The organism is Deminuibacter soli, assembly GCF_003412455.1.
Taxonomy (GTDB): Bacteria; Bacteroidota; Bacteroidia; order Chitinophagales; family Chitinophagaceae; genus Deminuibacter; species Deminuibacter soli.
Genome location: NZ_QTJU01000001.1, coordinates 1415736 through 1434793, shown reverse-complemented (window position 1 = coordinate 1434793; position 19058 = coordinate 1415736). Strand labels below are relative to the sequence as shown.

At 48.1% G+C, this 19058-nt stretch carries 11 protein-coding genes; 8 read left to right on the top strand and 3 right to left on the bottom strand.

Features of this window, described 5'->3' with window-relative positions:
- Positions 1–98: 98 nt before the first annotated feature.
- Positions 99–2021, top strand: a complete 1923-nt coding sequence (locus DXN05_RS06300; RefSeq protein ID WP_116846318.1) for a tetratricopeptide repeat protein — start codon at positions 99–101, stop codon at positions 2019–2021.
- Between the two features lie 24 nt (positions 2022–2045).
- Here the strand turns inward: DXN05_RS06300 and DXN05_RS06295 are convergent, their stop codons facing one another.
- The 3 genes from DXN05_RS06295 to DXN05_RS06285 form a co-directional block, all read right to left on the bottom strand.
- Positions 2046–3833 (bottom strand): AMP-dependent synthetase/ligase, encoded by a 1788-nt coding sequence (locus DXN05_RS06295; protein ID WP_116846317.1) that lies wholly within the window; start codon positions 3831–3833, stop codon positions 2046–2048.
- Between the two features lie 74 nt (positions 3834–3907).
- The gene (locus DXN05_RS06290; protein WP_116846316.1) at positions 3908–4189 is read right to left on the bottom strand and encodes a 2TM domain-containing protein; all 282 of its coding nucleotides are present in this window, start codon (positions 4187–4189) and stop codon (positions 3908–3910) included.
- Positions 4190–4321: 132 nt separating this feature from the next.
- The gene (locus tag DXN05_RS06285; protein WP_116846315.1) at positions 4322–4789 is read right to left on the bottom strand and encodes an SRPBCC family protein; all 468 of its coding nucleotides are present in this window, start codon (positions 4787–4789) and stop codon (positions 4322–4324) included.
- Positions 4790–4897: 108 nt separating this feature from the next.
- Here DXN05_RS06285 and DXN05_RS06280 point away from each other — a divergent pair, with 108 nt between their 5' ends.
- The 7 genes from DXN05_RS06280 (at position 4898) to metH (ending at position 18983) form a co-directional block, all read left to right on the top strand.
- Entirely contained in the window at positions 4898–8053 is a 3156-nt protein-coding gene (locus DXN05_RS06280) for an ATP-dependent helicase (protein WP_116846421.1), read from the top strand.
- A 65-nt stretch (positions 8054–8118) separates the two neighbouring features.
- Complete coding sequence (locus DXN05_RS06275) at positions 8119–9636, top strand: Ig-like domain-containing protein (protein ID WP_116846314.1); 1518 nt, start codon at positions 8119–8121, stop codon at positions 9634–9636.
- 174 nt (positions 9637–9810) lie between these two features.
- The gene (locus DXN05_RS06270; protein ID WP_116846313.1) at positions 9811–13938 is read left to right on the top strand and encodes an RHS repeat-associated core domain-containing protein; all 4128 of its coding nucleotides are present in this window, start codon (positions 9811–9813) and stop codon (positions 13936–13938) included.
- Positions 13939–13950: 12 nt separating this feature from the next.
- On the top strand, positions 13951–14298 hold the full coding sequence (locus tag DXN05_RS06265; protein WP_147313844.1) for a hypothetical protein: 348 nt from the start codon (positions 13951–13953) through the stop codon (positions 14296–14298).
- 56 nt (positions 14299–14354) lie between these two features.
- Positions 14355–14975 (top strand): recombination mediator RecR, encoded by a 621-nt coding sequence (gene recR, locus DXN05_RS06260; protein WP_116846311.1) that lies wholly within the window; start codon positions 14355–14357, stop codon positions 14973–14975.
- A 229-nt stretch (positions 14976–15204) separates the two neighbouring features.
- Complete coding sequence (locus DXN05_RS06255) at positions 15205–16218, top strand: homocysteine S-methyltransferase family protein (protein WP_116846310.1); 1014 nt, start codon at positions 15205–15207, stop codon at positions 16216–16218.
- 80 nt (positions 16219–16298) lie between these two features.
- The gene (gene metH / locus DXN05_RS06250; RefSeq protein ID WP_116846309.1) at positions 16299–18983 is read left to right on the top strand and encodes a methionine synthase; all 2685 of its coding nucleotides are present in this window, start codon (positions 16299–16301) and stop codon (positions 18981–18983) included.
- Positions 18984–19058 lie beyond the last annotated feature (75 nt).

The following is a 19058-nucleotide window of genomic DNA, read 5'->3' as shown; positions in this document are numbered from 1 at the left end:
TACACAGTGTGCCGCGAACTTTACCTTACCGGGTTTAGGTTTGCCTGCATGCGGATAGATAATTTTTTAGCATAAACCATTCGTTAAACCTGTATGCCATGTTCTACAAAATAATTGCCCTGCTCGCATTGTTGTACTGCACCCAGGCATTTTGCCAGGATTCGGCAGGTTACGATGCTTTAATACGCCGCTACCGGTATTACAAGCCGGATTCGGCCGTTTATTTTGCTGAAAAGGGCATTGCCTATGCCAGGATGCACAGTGACAGTAACGGCGTGGGCGCCATACTGGTGCAGCTGGGCATTATTGATGACAACAACGGCAAGTCTGACATAGCCGAAAAAAAATACCACCAGGCGCTGGATATCTTTAAAGTAACCGGGTTTAAAAAAGGCATGGCCAGTGTGCTGATACGGTTGGGCGTAGTGGAATTGCGCAACGGCAATTACGATAAAGCCATCGGCAGGTTTTTGGAAGCATTGAAAAACTCGGAAGCCATTGGTGACAAGGCCGGCATTATGGAAGCCAACTACAGCATTTCCTGGGCTTATTTAGACCAGAAGAAAAACCTTGCAGCCTGTGAGCAATACCTCAACATTGCCGAGCAAATAAACCAGCAGATCCCCTTGTCCAGCACATCGCTGAATATTTACAACAACTACGGCATTTTATTCCGCTATAAAAAAGAATACGCAAAGGCAAAGTTTTACCTGGAAAAAGGCATTGCATTGAGCGATAAAATAGAATACCAGGGCCTGAATATTACCATGATCAACAACCTGGCATCTGTATATTCAGAAGAAGGCAATATGCAGAAAGCCGTTGCCCTGCAGCTGACGGCGCTGGAAAAATCGCGGCAGATTAAAAACTACCTGCGCGAGCTGCAAAGCCTTAACGGCCTGTCAAGAACCTATGCAAAATCAAACCCCATGAAAGCCATCGGGTACCTTGACCAGGCCGTAGCGCTGGCGCGCAACAGGGGCGCCCACAAACAGGAAACGCGCTACATGAGCAATATTGCCGATTTGTATAAGGCACAGGGCAAATACAAGGAAGCGTACGAAACAAAAGCGCGGGAGCATGAAATAACCGACAGCTTTTTTTACCAGGCCATTTCACACAACATTGAATCGCTGAAAGCAGAATACGAGCTGGAAAAATCAAAAGCCCGCATTAAGGAGCTGAGTTATATCAGCAGCCAGAAACAACTGGAACTGCAGCAATCAACCCTGGTGCGCAATATTACCTTTGGCGGTATTATTGTACTGGTTATTATACTGGCCATGCTGTACAACCAGTACCGCATTAAGCAGCGCAATAACCGGGAAATGCACGAGAAAAACGCATCGCTGGAACAGCTGGTGAACGAAAAGGAATGGCTGCTGAAAGAGATACACCACCGCGTGAAAAACAACCTGCAAATAGCCATTAGCCTGCTCAATACCCAATCCGTTTACCTGAACAGTGAAGAGGCCGTTGCGGCCATCCAGCAAAGCGGGCACCGCATGCAAGCCATGGCATTGATTCACCAGAAGCTGTACCAGACCGATAACATGGCCCTGCTGAATATGCCTAATTTTGTGCACGAACTGGCAGATTACCTGAGGGAGAGTTTCAATACCGGTTACCGCATACAATTTCACGTAGACATTGACCCTATTGAACTGGAAATTTCACAAACCATACCCATCGGTTTAATACTGAATGAAACCATCACCAATGCCATTAAGTACGCGTTTCCGGATAATGCGAAGGGCGTAATTTATATACGCATGCGGGAAGATGAAGAAGATTTTATTACACTGGAAATACAGGATACCGGCAAAGGTTTGCCGTACAATTTTAATGATGAAGACATGCATGCAATGGGTATGCGGCTGATAAAGGTACTGACCCAGCAACTGGAAGGCCAGCTCAGTTTTACCAACGAAAACGGTTTGCTGATACGCCTGGAATTTATGCGCAGCAAGCCTGCTTTAAAACCGGCCAAACGTGCCGGCAGAAGGGTTGCCGCAGCGTAAGTACCGGTTTTAAAACCTGGGCAGTTATGCGTATATCTTTTCGATAGCGTCTTTGTATTTTTCCATTACCACCTTGCGTTTGAGGCTGAGCTTGGGTGTCATTTCACCTGTTTCAATACTCCATTCCTGCGGCAGCAGTTCAAACTTCTTGATCTGCTCTACATGGTTGAAACTGGCATTGAAATCATCTACCAGTTGCTGGTACATGGCTATTACCCTGGGGTCTTTAATAGCCGCTTCGTTGGTGGTAAAACCCACACCTTCCTGGCGCATCCAGTTTTTAAGTGCGTTGAACGAAGGAATGATAAGCGCACCCACAAATTTGCGCTCAGGCCCTACAACAAGTACCTGCTCTACATACGGACTTTCTTTAAACTTATTCTCAATAGGCTGCGGCGCCACATACTTGCCACCGCTGGTTTTAAACAGTTCTTTCTTGCGATCGGTGATCTTTAAATACTTGCCCTCATCCCATACACCGATATCGCCGGTATGCAGCCAGCCGTCTATCACCGTTTCTGCAGTTAGCTCCGGCTTTTTATAATACCCCTTCATTACCGAAGGGCCTCTTACAATAATCTCACCGTCTTCGGCCAGCTTTACTTCAATACCATCAATGGGCGGGCCAACGGTACCAAACTTGGTACCACCAGGTGCTTTGCGGTTTACACATATTACCGGGCTGTTCTCTGTAGGGCCATAACCCTCGTACACAGGAATTTTACCTGCATTAAAAATACGCAGCAGCTTTTCCTGGCAGGCAGCACCGCCGGTTACAATAAACGATACGTTGTTACCCAGCGCAGCACGCCATTTGCTGAAGATGAGTTTATTGGCAATGGCCAGCTGCAGGTTATACCATGCGCCGCCACTAATGTTGTTATCATATTTTTCGCCCAGCTTCACTGCCCAGAAAAACAGTTTGCGTTTAATGCCGGTAAGTTGGTTGCCGGTGGTCATAATGCGTTCAAACACTTTCTCCAGTACACGCGGAACCGTGGTAAACCCATCCGGCTTCACTTCGCGCAGGTTATCACCAATGGTATCCATGCTTTCTGCATAGTAAATGCTGATGCCGCTGAACAGGTAGATATAGGTTACCGTTTTCTCAAAAATATGGTTGAGCGGCAAAAAGCTCAGCACCTTAAAATGCGGCGCATCTTCAAACGGGAAACTTTGTTTAGATAAAAACACATTGCTGATAATATTGCGATGTGTAAGCATCACCCCCTTGGGTGTACCGGTAGTGCCTGATGTATAAATAAAAGTGGCTGTATGTGATTCGGGCACTTCATTTTTCAGCTGCCCCACTTTCTGCAGCAACCCGTCATTGGCCAGTTCAGTTATTTTTGACCAGTGATCAACACCTTCCAGCTCATCAAAACTGTATATGTTCTGCAGCTTGGGCAGGTTAGGGCGCAATGCATTGATTTTATCAAACAGCTCTTTGCTGCTGACGAAAATGAATTTTACGGAAGCATCATTGAGAATAAATTCTATTTCATTGGGATTGGTGGTTGGGTACAACGGAACCAGTATGGCGCCAATTTGCTGTACAGCCAGATCGGTAAATACCCACTCAGGCCGGTTATTGCTGATGATGGCGATTTTATCAGATCCTTCTTCGGTATAGTCGCCGCCGGTTACACCCAGCTGCAGCAGGCCTGCGCTGAATCGATGGGCAACATCCGCTACTTCACTGGTGCTGTAAGGCTTCCAGCTTCCGTTCACTTTGGCAACCAGCATATCATTTTTAGGAAACTTCGCCAGCTGGTAAGCGACTGCATCAAATAAGCGTTTCGGTTCTTTCATATGCTTCAATCAAAAATTGGGTTGGGGGCTTAATAGGTATGTTCAAAAATAATGCGGCCAAACCAAACAAACTGTTATAATCCCTTTTCGCGGCGCAAACGTTCATATTCTTCCTGTGCCAGATCGTTGTGGTTGCCATTGTAGGCATTGAAATACTGGAAAGCCAGCCCAATGCCCCAACCCAGCATTACCCATACAGGCCATGGATAGCCATGAAACCCCTTATCTTTCCCGATGGTAAACCACCATACCGCCCATAAAAACAGGTTAATCACCAGGTATACAAACAGGTTTCTTTTGAAAGAAGCTCTCTTGCGTGCCAGGCGCCAGAGGCGTTCGTCTTTTTCGGCAGACATAACAGTAAGGTTTAAGCAGATAAGTTACAGATTTGTACCCACATAAACGAAGATTTCCTATCCATCCGCTAAACCATCAATCCATTTAACCATTGGTCCATCTTATTTTCAAATTTTCAAATTAGCACATGCTCAAATTGTCCCAAAGATCTCCACTGCCTTCTGAAACCTGAACGCAAATATCTGCTCCAGCTGCTTGCGCACCAGCAGGGTGTTGGCAATATCGCCCAGCAACCAGAACGGTATTTTATAATGCACCCTGTCTGTCATTTTAACGCCGCCCGGCACTGTTTCAAAATGGTGCTGGTGATGCCAGAAACTGTAAGGGCCGTAACGTTGCTCATCTACAAAAAAAACCTGCTCCTGCACATGCGTAATTTCCGTCATCCAGTACAGGGGAATGCCCAGCAATGGTTTTACCTTGTATTCAATGAGCTGCCCGGGGTACATGCTTCCTTCCCAGGGTTCGCTGGTAACGGTAAAATTCATATACGCCGGTGTGATGATTTTCAGGTTGGCCGGCCGGCTGAAAAAATCCCATGCCTGCGCCAGGCTTACCGGTAAAAACTGCTCTTTTTTGATTTGATACACACGCGACATACAACGGCTTTTAGTTAGCAACAAAACTAAGCGCCAATAAGTTGCACGCACTGTTGTACACGTAAAATTTCCCTTGCCGGGCGGGGCGATCGCCTAACTTTGCGGCATATGAACAGGCAACAACAGGAAGAGCAGTTTTCACGGGTATACGGCAATTTGAATGCCCAGCAAAAACTGGCAGTAGATACCATTGAAGGACCAGTAATGGTAATTGCCGGACCAGGCACCGGTAAAACGCAGATACTGAGTGCGCGCATCGGCAAAATATTGCTGGAAGCAGATGCCCAGCCCGATAATATTCTCTGCCTTACCTACACCGATGCCGGCGTGGTAGCCATGCGCCGCCGCCTGCTGCAGTTTATCGGAGCCGAAGCATATAAGGTAAACATCTACACCTTCCACGCCTTTTGTAACGATATTATCCAGGAAAACCTGTCGTTGTTTGAGAAAAACACACTCGACCCCATATCTGACCTTGAGCGTATCGAATTGCTGAAAGAACTCATTGACAGCTTCCCGAAAAACCACCCGCTCAAACGCTACCGCGGGGATGTGTACTTTGAAGCCGATAATCTCCGCAATCTCTTCAGCACCATGAAGCGCGAGGGATGGACACCGGAATTCATCAACCGGCAGATAGATGCTTATCTCAAAGACCTGCCTGCCCGCGATACCTACATCGCCAAACGCGCCACCAAAGAATTTAAGAAAGGCGACCTGCGTACCGATAAAATAGCGGAAGAAACGGAAAAAGTAGAGAAACTGCGCGCAGCCGTAAATGAGTTCGACCGCTTTCAGCAACTGATGCGCCAGCGCAACCGGTACGATTTCGACGATATGATCAACTGGGTGATCAAGGCCTTTGAAGAAAACAAATACCTGCTGCAGCAATACCAGGAACGATTTTTATACATACTGGTAGATGAATACCAGGACACCAGCGGTACACAAAACAAACTGGTGCAGCTGCTTATTAACTACTGGGAAAAACCCAACGTGTTTGTAGTAGGCGATGATGACCAGAGTATTTACCGTTTCCAGGGCGCCAACGTAGAAAACATGCTGGCTTTTGCCAATAACTACCAGCAGGATCTGCTTACCATTGTACTCACAAACAACTACCGCAGTACACAACCTATTCTCAATGCATCGAAGGCGCTGATTGACCGCAATGACGAACGCCTGGTAAAGCAACTCGACAACCTGAGTAAAGACCTGCTCGCCGCCAACACACGCATCAATCACCTGCAGCACCCGCCACAACTGCGCGAATACGAAACGCCGCGCATGGAAATGATCGGCATTACCAATGCAGTAAAAGAGCTGCTGCAACAGGGAGTGCCGCCCGCACATATCGGTATCATATTCAAGGAAAACAAGTACGGCGAAGAACTTACACAATACCTGAAACTGAACCAGGTACCGGTTTACAGCAAACGCAACGTGAACATCTTTACCCTGCCGCTGGCAAAAAAACTGTTGCTGATACTGCGTTACCTCGCCGCAGAACACGATACGCCCTATGGTGGCGATGAAATGCTGTTCGAAATTCTGCACTTTAACTGGTTTGGCGTACCACCTGTTGAAATAGCCAAACTAAGCATGGAAGTAGCAGGCAAACAATTCAGCGACGATAAAACATCACTGCGCAGGCTGCTCTACGAAAAAAGCAACCAGCCCCCGCGCGACCTGTTTTCGCAGGGCATTAACCCGCAGCTGAAAGCAGCAGGGCTTGTTATGGAAAAACTGGTGGGCGAAGTACCCAATGTTACGCTGCAAAACCTGGTAGAGCTGATTATTCGCGAAGCAGGTATTCTGAAAGATATAATGCAGCAGCCTGACAAAGTAAAACAGCTGCAGATACTTACCAGTCTGTTCGATTTTGTAAAAGACGAGACACGCCGCAACCCCATGATGCAGCTGAAACAGTTCGTCAGCGTGATTGACCTGATGCAGAAAGAAAACCTTCCGTTACCGCTGGTAGAAGTGAGCGGCAGCGACAAAGGCGTGAACCTGTTAACCGCACATGGCTCTAAAGGACTGGAATTTACCTATGTGTTTTTTGCCGGCTGCAATGCCGCCTTCTGGGAAAAGAAACGCAAGCCGGGCGGCGGTTACAGCTTCCCGGATACCATGTTTGTATCACAACCCAAACAAGCCGAGGAAGAAGAACTGCGCCGTTTGTTTTATGTAGCGCTTACCCGTGCAGAACAACACCTGTTTATCTCGTACAGCCGTTATAAAAATGATGGTAAAGAGATGGAGCCCTCCATGTTTATTGCAGAGATACTCGACAAGGAAATACTGCCGCGCGAAAAGGTGATTATCGATGAAAATGTAGCCGCCGGATTCCAGGCGCTGCAGTTTGAACAACTCATTGCCCCAGAAATAAACCAGCTGGAAGAAGACCTCATTACCCGCCTGCTCGATAAGTTTGTAATGAACGTAACCGCACTCAGCAATTACCTGAAATGCCCGCTGGAGTTTTATTTTAAAAACCTGGTACGCATTCCTTCACCCAAAAATGAAGCGACAGAATTTGGTTCTGCCGTACACTTTGCGCTGGAGCAGCTGTTCCGCAAAATGCAGGCCGACCCGGCCAATACATTCCCCGACCTTACTGCTTTTGTCCGCGACTTTGAATGGTACATGCACCGCCACCGCGAAAGCTTTACCCAGGAGCAGTACAACAGGCGTTTGGAATACGGCCATGAAATGCTCTCCAATTACTACAATACCTACCTCAACCAGTGGAACAAAATTGTAGCCATTGAACGCAATATCCGCAACGTGGTAGTAAACGGCGTGCCGCTGAAAGGCAAGCTCGACAAACTGGAATTTGACGGTAAACTGGTAAACGTAGTAGACTATAAAACCGGCGATCCTGAAAAAGGAATGAAGAAAATGAATCCGCCCAGTGAAAAAGAACCCAATGGCGGCGATTACTGGCGGCAGGCAGTTTTCTACAAAATACTGGTCGATGGGCAGGACGCCCGCAACTGGCAGGTAGAAAGCAGTGAGTTTGATTTTGTAGAGCCAGACCGCAAAAAGCAATACCACAAACGCAGGCTGATGATAACCCCGCAGGACATTACCACGGTAAAAGCCCAGATAGAACTGGTGTGGAACAAAATACAACAACGTGACTTTTATACCGGTTGCGGCCAGCCGGATTGCCACTGGTGCGAATTTGTGAAAACCAATAACCTGGCTGTAGCCCTGCACGAGATAACGGAGGAAACAGCAGAAGAAACCGATTTTTAACCAGGCTTTTTAACCCCGTGTAAACGCGGTTGTTTATGTTTGCAGCCATTACCTAATACTTTTACATGAAGCGATCAGCAGGCTGGATTTGTTTATGTGTACTATTGCTGGCCTTGTCAGCAGTATTGCCAACAGGATGTGCCAATATTATACCACCGAGCGGCGGTGCAAAAGATACCATTGCACCGGTATTGCTGCAGAGTACCCCCCGCGATTCAACCCGGCATTTCACCGCCAACCGCATTGTATTAAACTTCGATGAATACGTTACACTCGACAACTACATTGAAAACGTAATTGTTTCACCCTACCAGAAAAAACCGCCGCAGATTGATGCCAAACTGCGTACCATTACCATTAAGCTCAAAGACAGCCTCGAGGCCAATACCACGTACACCATCAACTTCGGCAATGCCATTAAAGACGTAAACGAAGGCAATATCGCCAAACAGTTTAAATATGTATTTACCACCGGCGACACCATCGACAACGGGGCCATCAGTGGCCGCGTGCAGCTGGCCGCTACCGGTAAAATAGACACCACCTTGCTGGTGGTACTGCACAATAACCTGAACGACACCGCCATTCACAAACTGCCACCGCGTTATTATGCCAAACTCGATGGCAAGGGCCGCTTCCAGTTTACCAACCTGCCACAGGGCAGGTTCAACATGTATGTAATACCCAACGATTACAACAAACGCATGGACGACAGCACCAAGCTGTTTGCCTTCATGGATTCGAGCGTTACCATTAGTGCGCCGCACCCCAACCTGGTATTGTACGCCTTCCAGGAGTTTGTGGAAAAACCCAGAACCAGCAGCAACAGCCAGGCCAATGCCAACGCGAAAAAGAAAACAGAAGATAAGCGCCTGAAGTTTACGACCAGCCTCTCTGCCGGTAACCAGGACCTGCTGGGCAACATCGAATTTATCTTTAACCGCAAGCTAAAAACATTCGACAGCAGCAAAATAATACTGGCCGATACCAACAACGTGCCTGTAAAAAACGTGCGTTACCTGTGGGATACCTCTTTAACAAAAATTACACTGATACATCCCTGGCCCGAAGACACGGAGTTTAAACTGCTGCTGCAGAAAGACGCCATATCCGACAGTGCAGACGTATCGCTGCTGAAAGGTGATACCATCCGTTTCAGAACCAAAAAGGAATCGGAATACGCCAGCATGCGTTTACGCTTCAGCGGACTGGACACAGCGAAGCACCCGGTTTTGCAGATTGTGCAGGGCGATAAGGTGATAGATTCCATGCCCATCACCAAAAAAGAGATGTTCTGGCCCAAATACCATCCCGGTGAATACTTCCTGCGCATTCTGCTGGATGACAACAACAACGGCACCTGGGACCCCGGTCATTTTTGGGAAGGGAAAAAACAACAACCTGAGCTGGTGTTCCCGGCAGACCCTGCCAAGGTAAACCTGCGCACTATCTTCGATTCGGAGTGGGACGTAAAAATACAATACGACCTGCCGCCTGATGCGCCCAAGGCAGCCCCTAAAGCGCCTGGCAACAAAAGCACGGCACCCAGCTCCAATAAAGGCAAACCAGGCAGAAGAAATTAGTTCCAACGGCCGTCTCAAAACAGGGACGGCCGTTTTTATTATGCAAACACCCGGCAGCCTGAATAAAGTGAATACACATACTAATCTTTCGGTATACTACATTTACTGCCTAATGCTGCCATAGCATTCAACAACACCTGAACGGCCACCATTACCTGATCTAACTGCTAACCTATGGCGTTAAAAATAAAGGCGAACATACCGCCTGCACAGCTGTCTGTTACACCACAGCCGGCATCCAAACATTTTGACATTGTACTGGGGCTGGATTTTCATTTTATAAAAATGCCACCTCCGGTAGTCATTCCTTGCCCTGTTGTTCCTTTTGCAGCCATGGTATTTGATCCCATGGACTACCTGCACATTACTATTCCTGCGATGCCAGTATACAGCGGTGAGGGTGGTTTTTCCCTGCAAACCAATGTACCAATGGGCGGAACTGTTATTATCAACGGCTGCTACCGCGCTGCAGCCACCACCGGTGTGCTCCCGCTGCCACCCGTGGCAGCGCCTGTGCCTGGCAGGTTGCAGCAAATGGCCGGTCTCTCAAAGCAATTTAACCCGTTGCATGCAGTGTTGCCCAAGCCTGTATTCATGTTTCCACACATGGCCCCGCACGATGGGCAGGTATCACATGGCAGCAAAACGGTAATTACCGCGGGCAGCGAACAAAGCGCCTTACTATGTGCCGTATACAGCTGTGCAGACCTTGGGGGTTTTGTACCCAATATGCCCACCGGGCTGTTTAACAACTATGCAACCGCTATCATCGCTGTGCTGCCCTTTGGCAAGCCGGTGCTGGTGGGCGGGCCCTTCGTTCCGCATAAATATTCTGTGGCCGATCTGGTAAATGCACTTATGATGATGGCCATTATGAAAGGAAGTACAAAGCTGCTTACTAAAACATTGGGCAAACTACTCTCTAAAATGAACCGTGCATTGATGGAGCGCTTCCCCGCATATCGTGCACATGGCTCTGCTGTACAGCCGCATATCTGTAAATACCTGGGCGAACCGGTAGATGCTGCCAGCGGGCACATGGCCAGCCTGCTGCAGGGGTTTGAACTGCCCGGCCCCATCCCCTTTGTATGGGAAGCCAACTATTACAGTGACAGCAGCTATAGCGGCCCAATGGGCAAAAGCATATACCATAGCTATGACATAACCTTGCAGGTACTGGAAACGGAACAACTGATACTGCTGCGCGACCAGTACGGTTGCGCTGTTCCCTTTCCCCTGCTAGAACCCGGCAACAGTTGGTTTAATCCGCGGGACAAATACACACTGCACCGCAGTAAAGACGGGGTATATACCGCCGGCACCAAAAACGGGTTGTACTATGCGTTTAATCATTTCGCCAGCCAGCAGGGCTTCCATAAACTACGCAGCATCAGCGACCGTAATGGTTTTGCCGTACGGCTTAACTACGACATACGCGGCAACCTGGTTAAAATAGCCGACAGCACACATCGCGAAATAATCGTTGTAAATGATGTACATGGCCGCATCACAACCATTCAGTTGCCACATCCCGACTTCCCGGGTGTTCACATTGATGCCGTTCGTTATACTTACGATGAAGAGGGACACCTGGTGCAGTTTCAGGATGCCATGGGCCATTGCAATGGCCTTCAATGGAAGAATGATCTCGTAATAGCAAGACGTTTTAAAGACGGCACTGTTTTCCGGTTTGAATACAACCACGATCGCCAATGCACGGCAGCGCTTGGCCCCGATGGCCTATACAGCTATCGTTTTGCCTATCATAAAGGTTTTACCATTGCCACCAACAGCCTGGGATACAGCCAAACCTACCATCACCATGCAGGCCTTGTTACCCGTGTGGTAAACAGCCAGGCAGCCGAATGTGTTTACCGGTACGATCGTTACCGCAACCTGCTGGGCATACAGGATGAACTGGGCCGTGTAACCAATTATTACTACGATGAACGTGGTAACACAATAGCTATAGGATTACCCGGCCAGGGTATAACCGGCATTTTGTACAATTCACAGGATTTGCCATTGCAGATTAACCGGCCCAATGGTGGTGTATGGCAATACACCTATGATGAAGCCGGTAACCTGGTTGAGCAAACCAATGCAGCAGGCGGAACAATACTATATACCTATACGCATGGATTACTTTCACAAATTACCAATGCCGGCGGGCACACTACCCAATTACGTTACAATAGCCGGTATGCGTTAAGCGAAATAATTCTGCCTGACAACGGCCGCGTTCGCTACAGTTACGACACGCTTGGACGCTGCACGCAGCTGGAAGATATGTATGGCAATCACCAGTTGCGTAAATACGATTTCAATGGTCATCTGATTGAAATCAGAGATCCCGATGGCAATGTGCAGCACTTGCAATACGATGCCATGGGCAACACCGTGCGTGCATGGGACAAGCTGTACCAGGTTGAACTTTCGTATAACTTTTTCGGCAACATTACCAGCAGGAAACAAGGAACAACTGCCATTGAATATGTGTACGATAAAGAAGGCCAGCTGCTGTTAATACGCAATGAGCATGCAGAACAATACCGTTTTGACCTTGATAGCGAAGGACGGGTAATACGCGAAACAGGATTTGACGGTCTTACCCGGAATTACCGCCGTGATGCAGCCGGCCAGGTGATTGAAATGCTGCGGCCGGGCAACCGGACTACCTGCTATGAATATGACACCGCAGGCCGCATGATACAGGCACGCTACACCGACAACAGCACAGAAGTATTTGCTTACGACAACCTCAACCAGCTTGTCAAAGCCACCAACAGCGGGAGTTCGGTTTCGTTACAGCGGGATTTGCTGGGCAGGGTAATAGCTGAAACACTTGAAGTGAAAGAACAGCCAGCCGTATCTGTACAATACACTTATGATACTGCCGGCAACCGTGCATTTGTCAACAGCTCGCTTGGCGCCGCTATCGCGGCAGGTTATAACCGTATGGGTGATGTTACTTCACTTACAGCTGGCAGCTGGCACTGCAGTTACGCGCGCGATGAAGCAGGCAATGAAACACGCCGCAGCACGAACAACGGTATTGAACTACAGTGGCATTACGATCGTTTTGGCCGGCCGGCCGCGCAACAGGTATTACACGGTAAAACCACACTCAAACACCGCAATTACAACTGGGGTATAGGCAACAGGTTGCTGGCAATAAGCGACACGCAAACAGGTATTGTGCAGTTTAAGCACGATTTATACGGCAATCTGACCGAGCTTGTTTATGGGAACGGCAAAACCGAATACCGCTTACCCGATGCAGCAGGCAATCTTTTTGAAGCCCGCACACAAACCGACCGCAGGTATGGTGCAGGCGGCAAACTGTTGAAAGCAAAGGACACCAGTTACTGCTATGATGCAGAAGGCAACCTGGTACAAAAAGAAGCCAATGGGTGTTTATGGACCTACGTGTGGAATGACAATGGCAGTCTGCGACAGGTGATACGCCCGGATGGTAACGAAGTAAACTTCAGCTACGATGCGCTTGGCCGTCGCATCTGCAAGCGGTTTAAACAAACAACCACGCATTGGGTGTGGGATGGCGACACACCACTGCACGAATGGAAAACATTCGATACACGCAACAGCACACCCGGCGATATCATTACCTGGGTATTTGAACCGGGCAGCTTTGTGCCGGTTGCGAGGTTAAAGGGCGGCAAAAATTACAGTATCATTGCAGACCACCTCGGCACGCCAACCGAAATGTATGCCGAAGACGGTACCCGCCTGTGGCAGGGTCAGCTGGATGGCTATGGCCGCATGCGTATACAGCAGGGAGAGCCGGGCAGTTGTCCATTCCGTTACCAGGGCCAGTACGAAGATGCAGAGACCGGATTGTATTATAACCGGTTCAGGTATTATAGTCCGGCCGGAGGTATGTATATCAGCCAGGATCCGGTTGGGTTGCATGGGGGAATGCGGTTGTATTCTTATGTGCATGACAATAACATACAGATTGACCCTTTCGGATTAGCCCCCGTTGGATATATCTTTGAGTTGCCCTCCAACCCTCAGGATCTTATAGATATTGGTTGGCAAAATATTACTCATCCAGCAAAATACATGAATACTAACATGATTGATTTAATGAATCCATCAACAGGACAAAAAATCGAATTCCATCCAGGCAAACCTGGAGAATTGGGCTGGGAGGGAATAGATCATTACCACTTGCATAACCCTTACAGAACAAGTAAATTCGACCACTATCTGGATAGAGCTGGAAATCCAATAGCAAAAGGAGCAGATAAATCTCACATTAAACCCACTTGTAAATAGCAAATGTTAAACATGCAAAATGAGCTTCTAAATTTAAAAGCTTCTTACTCTTTTCATGACGGCAGTGTTGAAAACATTAACAGAGAAAATGATACGCTCATTATTGATATTGAATTATTAAATTTTTCAACAAAAGAGCTGAAATCGTTTCAATGCAAGTTTTATAACTACAACAGCCTGAATTCATCAGACTTCCTTCACATAGACTGGGCAAAAAGTATCGGTACAATTTTAAAGTATCGCCTGGAAGAGCAATACGTGGAATTTTTCCTGGAAATTACCAATTACAACAACAATGAGATATGCTATGCAAACGTCTCTTTTAATTATACATCAGTTTTGTTAACTATAAGGCCATAATGCAGGGATCCTCCTCACCCCCTCCGCTGATCCCCTGGTTTTCCTAACTTTGTCTCATGCAACTACCTTCTTCCTTGTTAGAAAATGCGGTGAATGAATTTTCCAGGCTGCCCGGTATCGGTAAAAAAACAGCGCTGCGGCTGGTGCTGCACCTGTTAAAGCAGGAAACGGAAGAGGTGCAGCTGTTCAGCGACACCATTGCCACCATGCGCCGCAACATCAAATTCTGCCAGCGCTGCCACAATGTGAGCGACGGCGATATCTGCGCCATTTGCGCCAATTCGCAGCGTAACCGGCAGCAGGTGTGCGTGGTAGAAAACCTGCGCGACGTAATTGCCATCGAAAGCACCCAGCAGTTCAACGGCACCTACCATGTGCTGGGCGGTATTATTTCCCCGCTCGACGGCGTTGGCCCCGACCAGCTGAATATTGAAACATTGGTGCAACGCATTGCACGTGAGGATGTTACAGAACTTATTTTTGCCCTTAACCCCAATATCCAGGGCGATACCACGATTTACTATATCCAGAAAAAAATACAGCAGTACCCCTGCAAAATAACCACTATCGCCAGGGGCATCGCCTTTGGCGGGGAGCTGGAATATGCCGACGAAATGACCCTCGGCCGCAGCCTGGCTAACCGCCTGCCGGTAGAAAGTTATATCAGTAACCGCTAATGGCCCGGTGCTTTGACAATAAGGATAAATACAGTATTTTTGTGCCCGCAGGCGGATTTGTTTATTGTTCGGCCTGCTATTAAAAAACTGAACTAATAAACGCCAAGGAATAATACTCGCCACAAGTTAGTTTCCCCGACGTTTATCCGGTATGGTGCAATACCCTACATGTGCTTCAGCAACAGAACAATAGGCACATCATTCATCCAATTAAGGAGGTGTTTATATTATGAAAACGATACAGGATTGTTTACAGGAACGTATTCTTGTAATTGATGGCGCCATGGGTACCATGATACAACGCCATCACCTTACTGAAGCTGATTACCGTGGCGAGCGTTTTAAAGACTGGCATTCCGATCTCAAGGGCAACAACGACCTGCTTTGCCTTACCCAGCCGGCTATTATCAAAGGCATTCACAGCGAATACCTGGAAGCAGGCGCCGATATCATCGAAACCAATACGTTTAACGCCCAGGTGGTATCTATGGCCGATTACCATATGGAATCACTGGCTTACGAAATAAATGTAGCCGCTGCACGCATTGCCAAAGAAGCGGCTGCTGCATTCACCGCAAAAAATCCCGCTAAACCGCGTTTTGTAGCAGGCGCCATCGGCCCTATGAACAAAACCCTGTCGCTTTCTCCGGATGTAAACAACCCCGGCTTCCGCTCAGTGAGCTTTGATGAAGTGGCCAATGCGTATTACGACCAGATCAAAGCCCTGGTAGAAGGCGGTGTAGACTTATTACTGATAGAAACCATTTTCGATACCCTCAATGCCAAGGCAGCCATCTTCGCGGTGAAGCAGTTTTTCCGTGATAGCGGTTTACCCGAGCTGCCCATCATGATCAGCGGCACCATTACCGATGCATCTGGCCGCACGCTGAGCGGCCAAACACTCGAGGCATTTTATGTTTCGGTAATGCATGCACAGCCGCTGAGCATTGGCCTTAACTGTGCACTGGGCGCTGCCGATATGCGCAGCCACATTGAAGAGCTGAGCCAGATAGCCGGTTGTTATACTTCGGCCTATCCCAACGCCGGCTTACCCAATGCCATGGGCGAATACGATGAACAACCACACGAAACTGCCCACTTTATTGAAGAATGGGCACAACAGGGCTTTGTAAACATTGTTGGCGGATGCTGCGGCACAACACCCGATCATATACGCCATATCGCCAATAACGTGCAACGCTGCACGCCAAGGGCAGTTCCTGTACTGGAAGCAGCTTACTAAACGCAGCAGTTTCAACACATTTGAGTTCTTACACCTTGCACTACTTTAAACCGGACCAGTTCCGGAGGTTCTGAAATATTATGAGCGCAGTAAATACAATTAAACCTTACTTAAGGCTGTCTGGACTGGAGCCTTTGATTGTACGGCCGGAAACAAATTTTATCAACGTAGGTGAACGCACCAACGTAACCGGCTCTAAAAAGTTTGCCCGTTTAATCAAAGAAAACAACTATGAAGAAGCACTCAGTGTTGCCAGGCAGCAGGTAGAGAGCGGCGCGCAGGTGATTGACGTAAACATGGATGATGCACTGCTGGAAGGTGTGCAGGCCATGACTACCTTTCTGAACCTGGTGCAGAGCGAACCCGATATCGCCAAAATTCCCATCATGATCGATTCTTCCAAATTCTCGATCATTGAGGCAGGACTGAAATGCGTACAGGGTAAGTGTATCGTGAACTCCATCTCCATGAAAGAAGGCGAGGAGAAATTTAAACGCGAAGCCATCATCTGCAAAAGCTATGGCGCAGCAGTAGTGGTAATGGCGTTTGATGAACAGGGCCAGGCCGATACCTACCAGCGCAGGATAGACATTTGCCAGCGCGCCTATGATATCTTAACCAAAGAAGTTGGTTTTCCCCCGCAGGATATCATCTTCGATCTCAACATATTTGCCATTGCTACAGGCATTGAAGAGCACAACAACTATGCAGTTGATTTTATTGAAGCCACACGTGCCGTTAAACAACGCATGCCGCTTACTAAAATCAGCGGTGGCGTAAGTAATATCTCCTTCTCTTTCCGCGGCAACGAACCCGTAAGGGAAGCCATGCACAGCGTGTTCCTGTACCATGCTATCAAGGCCGGTATGGACATGGGTATTGTGAATGCCGGCCAGCTGGTAGTATACGATGAAATAGAACCGCAGCTGCGCGAGTTGTGCGAAGATGTTATCCTGAACCGCCACCCCGATGCAACAGACAAACTGCTTGCCTTTGCCGAAACCGTAAAAGCCAAAGGCAAGGAAGTAAAGAAAGATGATGCATGGCGCAACACCAGTGTGCAGGAACGCCTGAAACATGCACTGGTAAACGGCATCACCGATTTTATTGAAGCAGATACGGAAGAAGCCAGGCAGCTGTACAGCAAACCACTGGAAGTAATTGAAGGCCCGCTGATGGATGGCATGAACGTGGTGGGTGATTTATTCGGCTCAGGTAAAATGTTTTTGCCGCAGGTAGTTAAAAGCGCCCGCGTAATGAAAAAAAGCGTGGCAGTATTAACACCATACATTGAAGAAGAAAAACGCAACAACCCCAAAGCACAGCAGGGCGGTACAGCCAAAATTCTGCTCGCTACCGTGAAAGGCGATGTGCACGATATTGGTAAAAACATTGTAGGCGTTGTACTCGGTTGCAATGGCTACGACATTATTGACCTGGGCGTAATGGTGCCTGCTGATAAAATACTCGAAACCGCACAGAAAGAAAATGTAGACATCATTGGTCTCAGCGGTTTAATTACCCCTTCACTGGATGAGATGGTGCATGTGGCCAAAGAAATGAAACGCCGCAATATGGTGCAACCTTTACTTATTGGCGGCGCTACCACTTCGCGTACACATACCGCCGTTAAAATTGCACCGGAATACGAAAACGGTGTAGTGCATGTGCTCGATGCATCACGCAGTGTAACCGTTGCAGGTTCTTTGCTGAGTAATGACCAGAAGCCCGGTTTCCTCAGCGGCGTAAATACCGAATACCTGAAACTGAAAGAAGATTTTGCCAACCGCAAATCATCCAAACAATATATTCCTTATAAAGACGCAAAAGCAAAAGCGCTGCAGCCTGACTGGACTAAGCACCGGCCTGTAAAACCAACCTTCACCGGTATCAAGGCGTTCCCTGATTTTGATATGGCCGAGCTGCGCCGGTACATTGACTGGGGTCCGTTCTTTATTACATGGGAACTCGGCGGCCGCTTCCCGCAGCTGCTGGAAGACGAAGTAATAGGCAAGGAAGCGACCAAATTATACAATGATGCCAACGCCCTGTTAGACCAGATGATTGCCGAGAAATGGCTGTCTGCACATGGTGTAGTAGGCTTCTGGCCTGCCGGCAAAACCGGCGACGACAGCGTTACCGTTGTTAAAGATGGTACACCTACCACGCTGGAGTTTTTGCGTCAGCAGGTAAAAAAAGCAGCAGACCAGCCCAATCTTTCCCTGGCAGATTTTATTGCGCCAGCATCAGCCGGTGTGGAAGATTATATCGGCGCATTTGCCGTGACCATTCACGGCATTGAACCACATTTACAGCGCCTTGAAGCAGCACACGATGATTACAACAAAATTATGCTGCAGGCCCTTGCAGACCGCTTTGCAGAAGCATTTGCAGAAGCCCTGCACGAGCGTGTACGTAAAGACATGTGGGGTTATGCATCAGACGAGATACTGAGCAAGGAAGACCTGATTAAAGAAAAATACCTCGGCATCCGTCCGGCCCCGGGCTATCCTGCCTGTCCCGATCACACAGAAAAATACAAGCTGTTCGATTTGCTGGAAACCACCAAACATACCGGTATTACCTTAACAGAATCGCTGGCAATGTACCCTGCATCATCCGTGTGCGGCTGGTATTTCAGTCACCCGCAAAGCCAGTACTTCGGTATCGGTAAAATACTGGACGACCAGTTTAAAGATTACCAGGAACGCAAGGGCATGACGGCAGATGAAGCAGAGAAATGGCTGCGTCCTGTGCTGGATTAATACACTGCGTGTTGATATAACTAAAAACGGCAACAGGAATTTGTATCCATTGTTGCCGTTTTTTATTGCACCCGG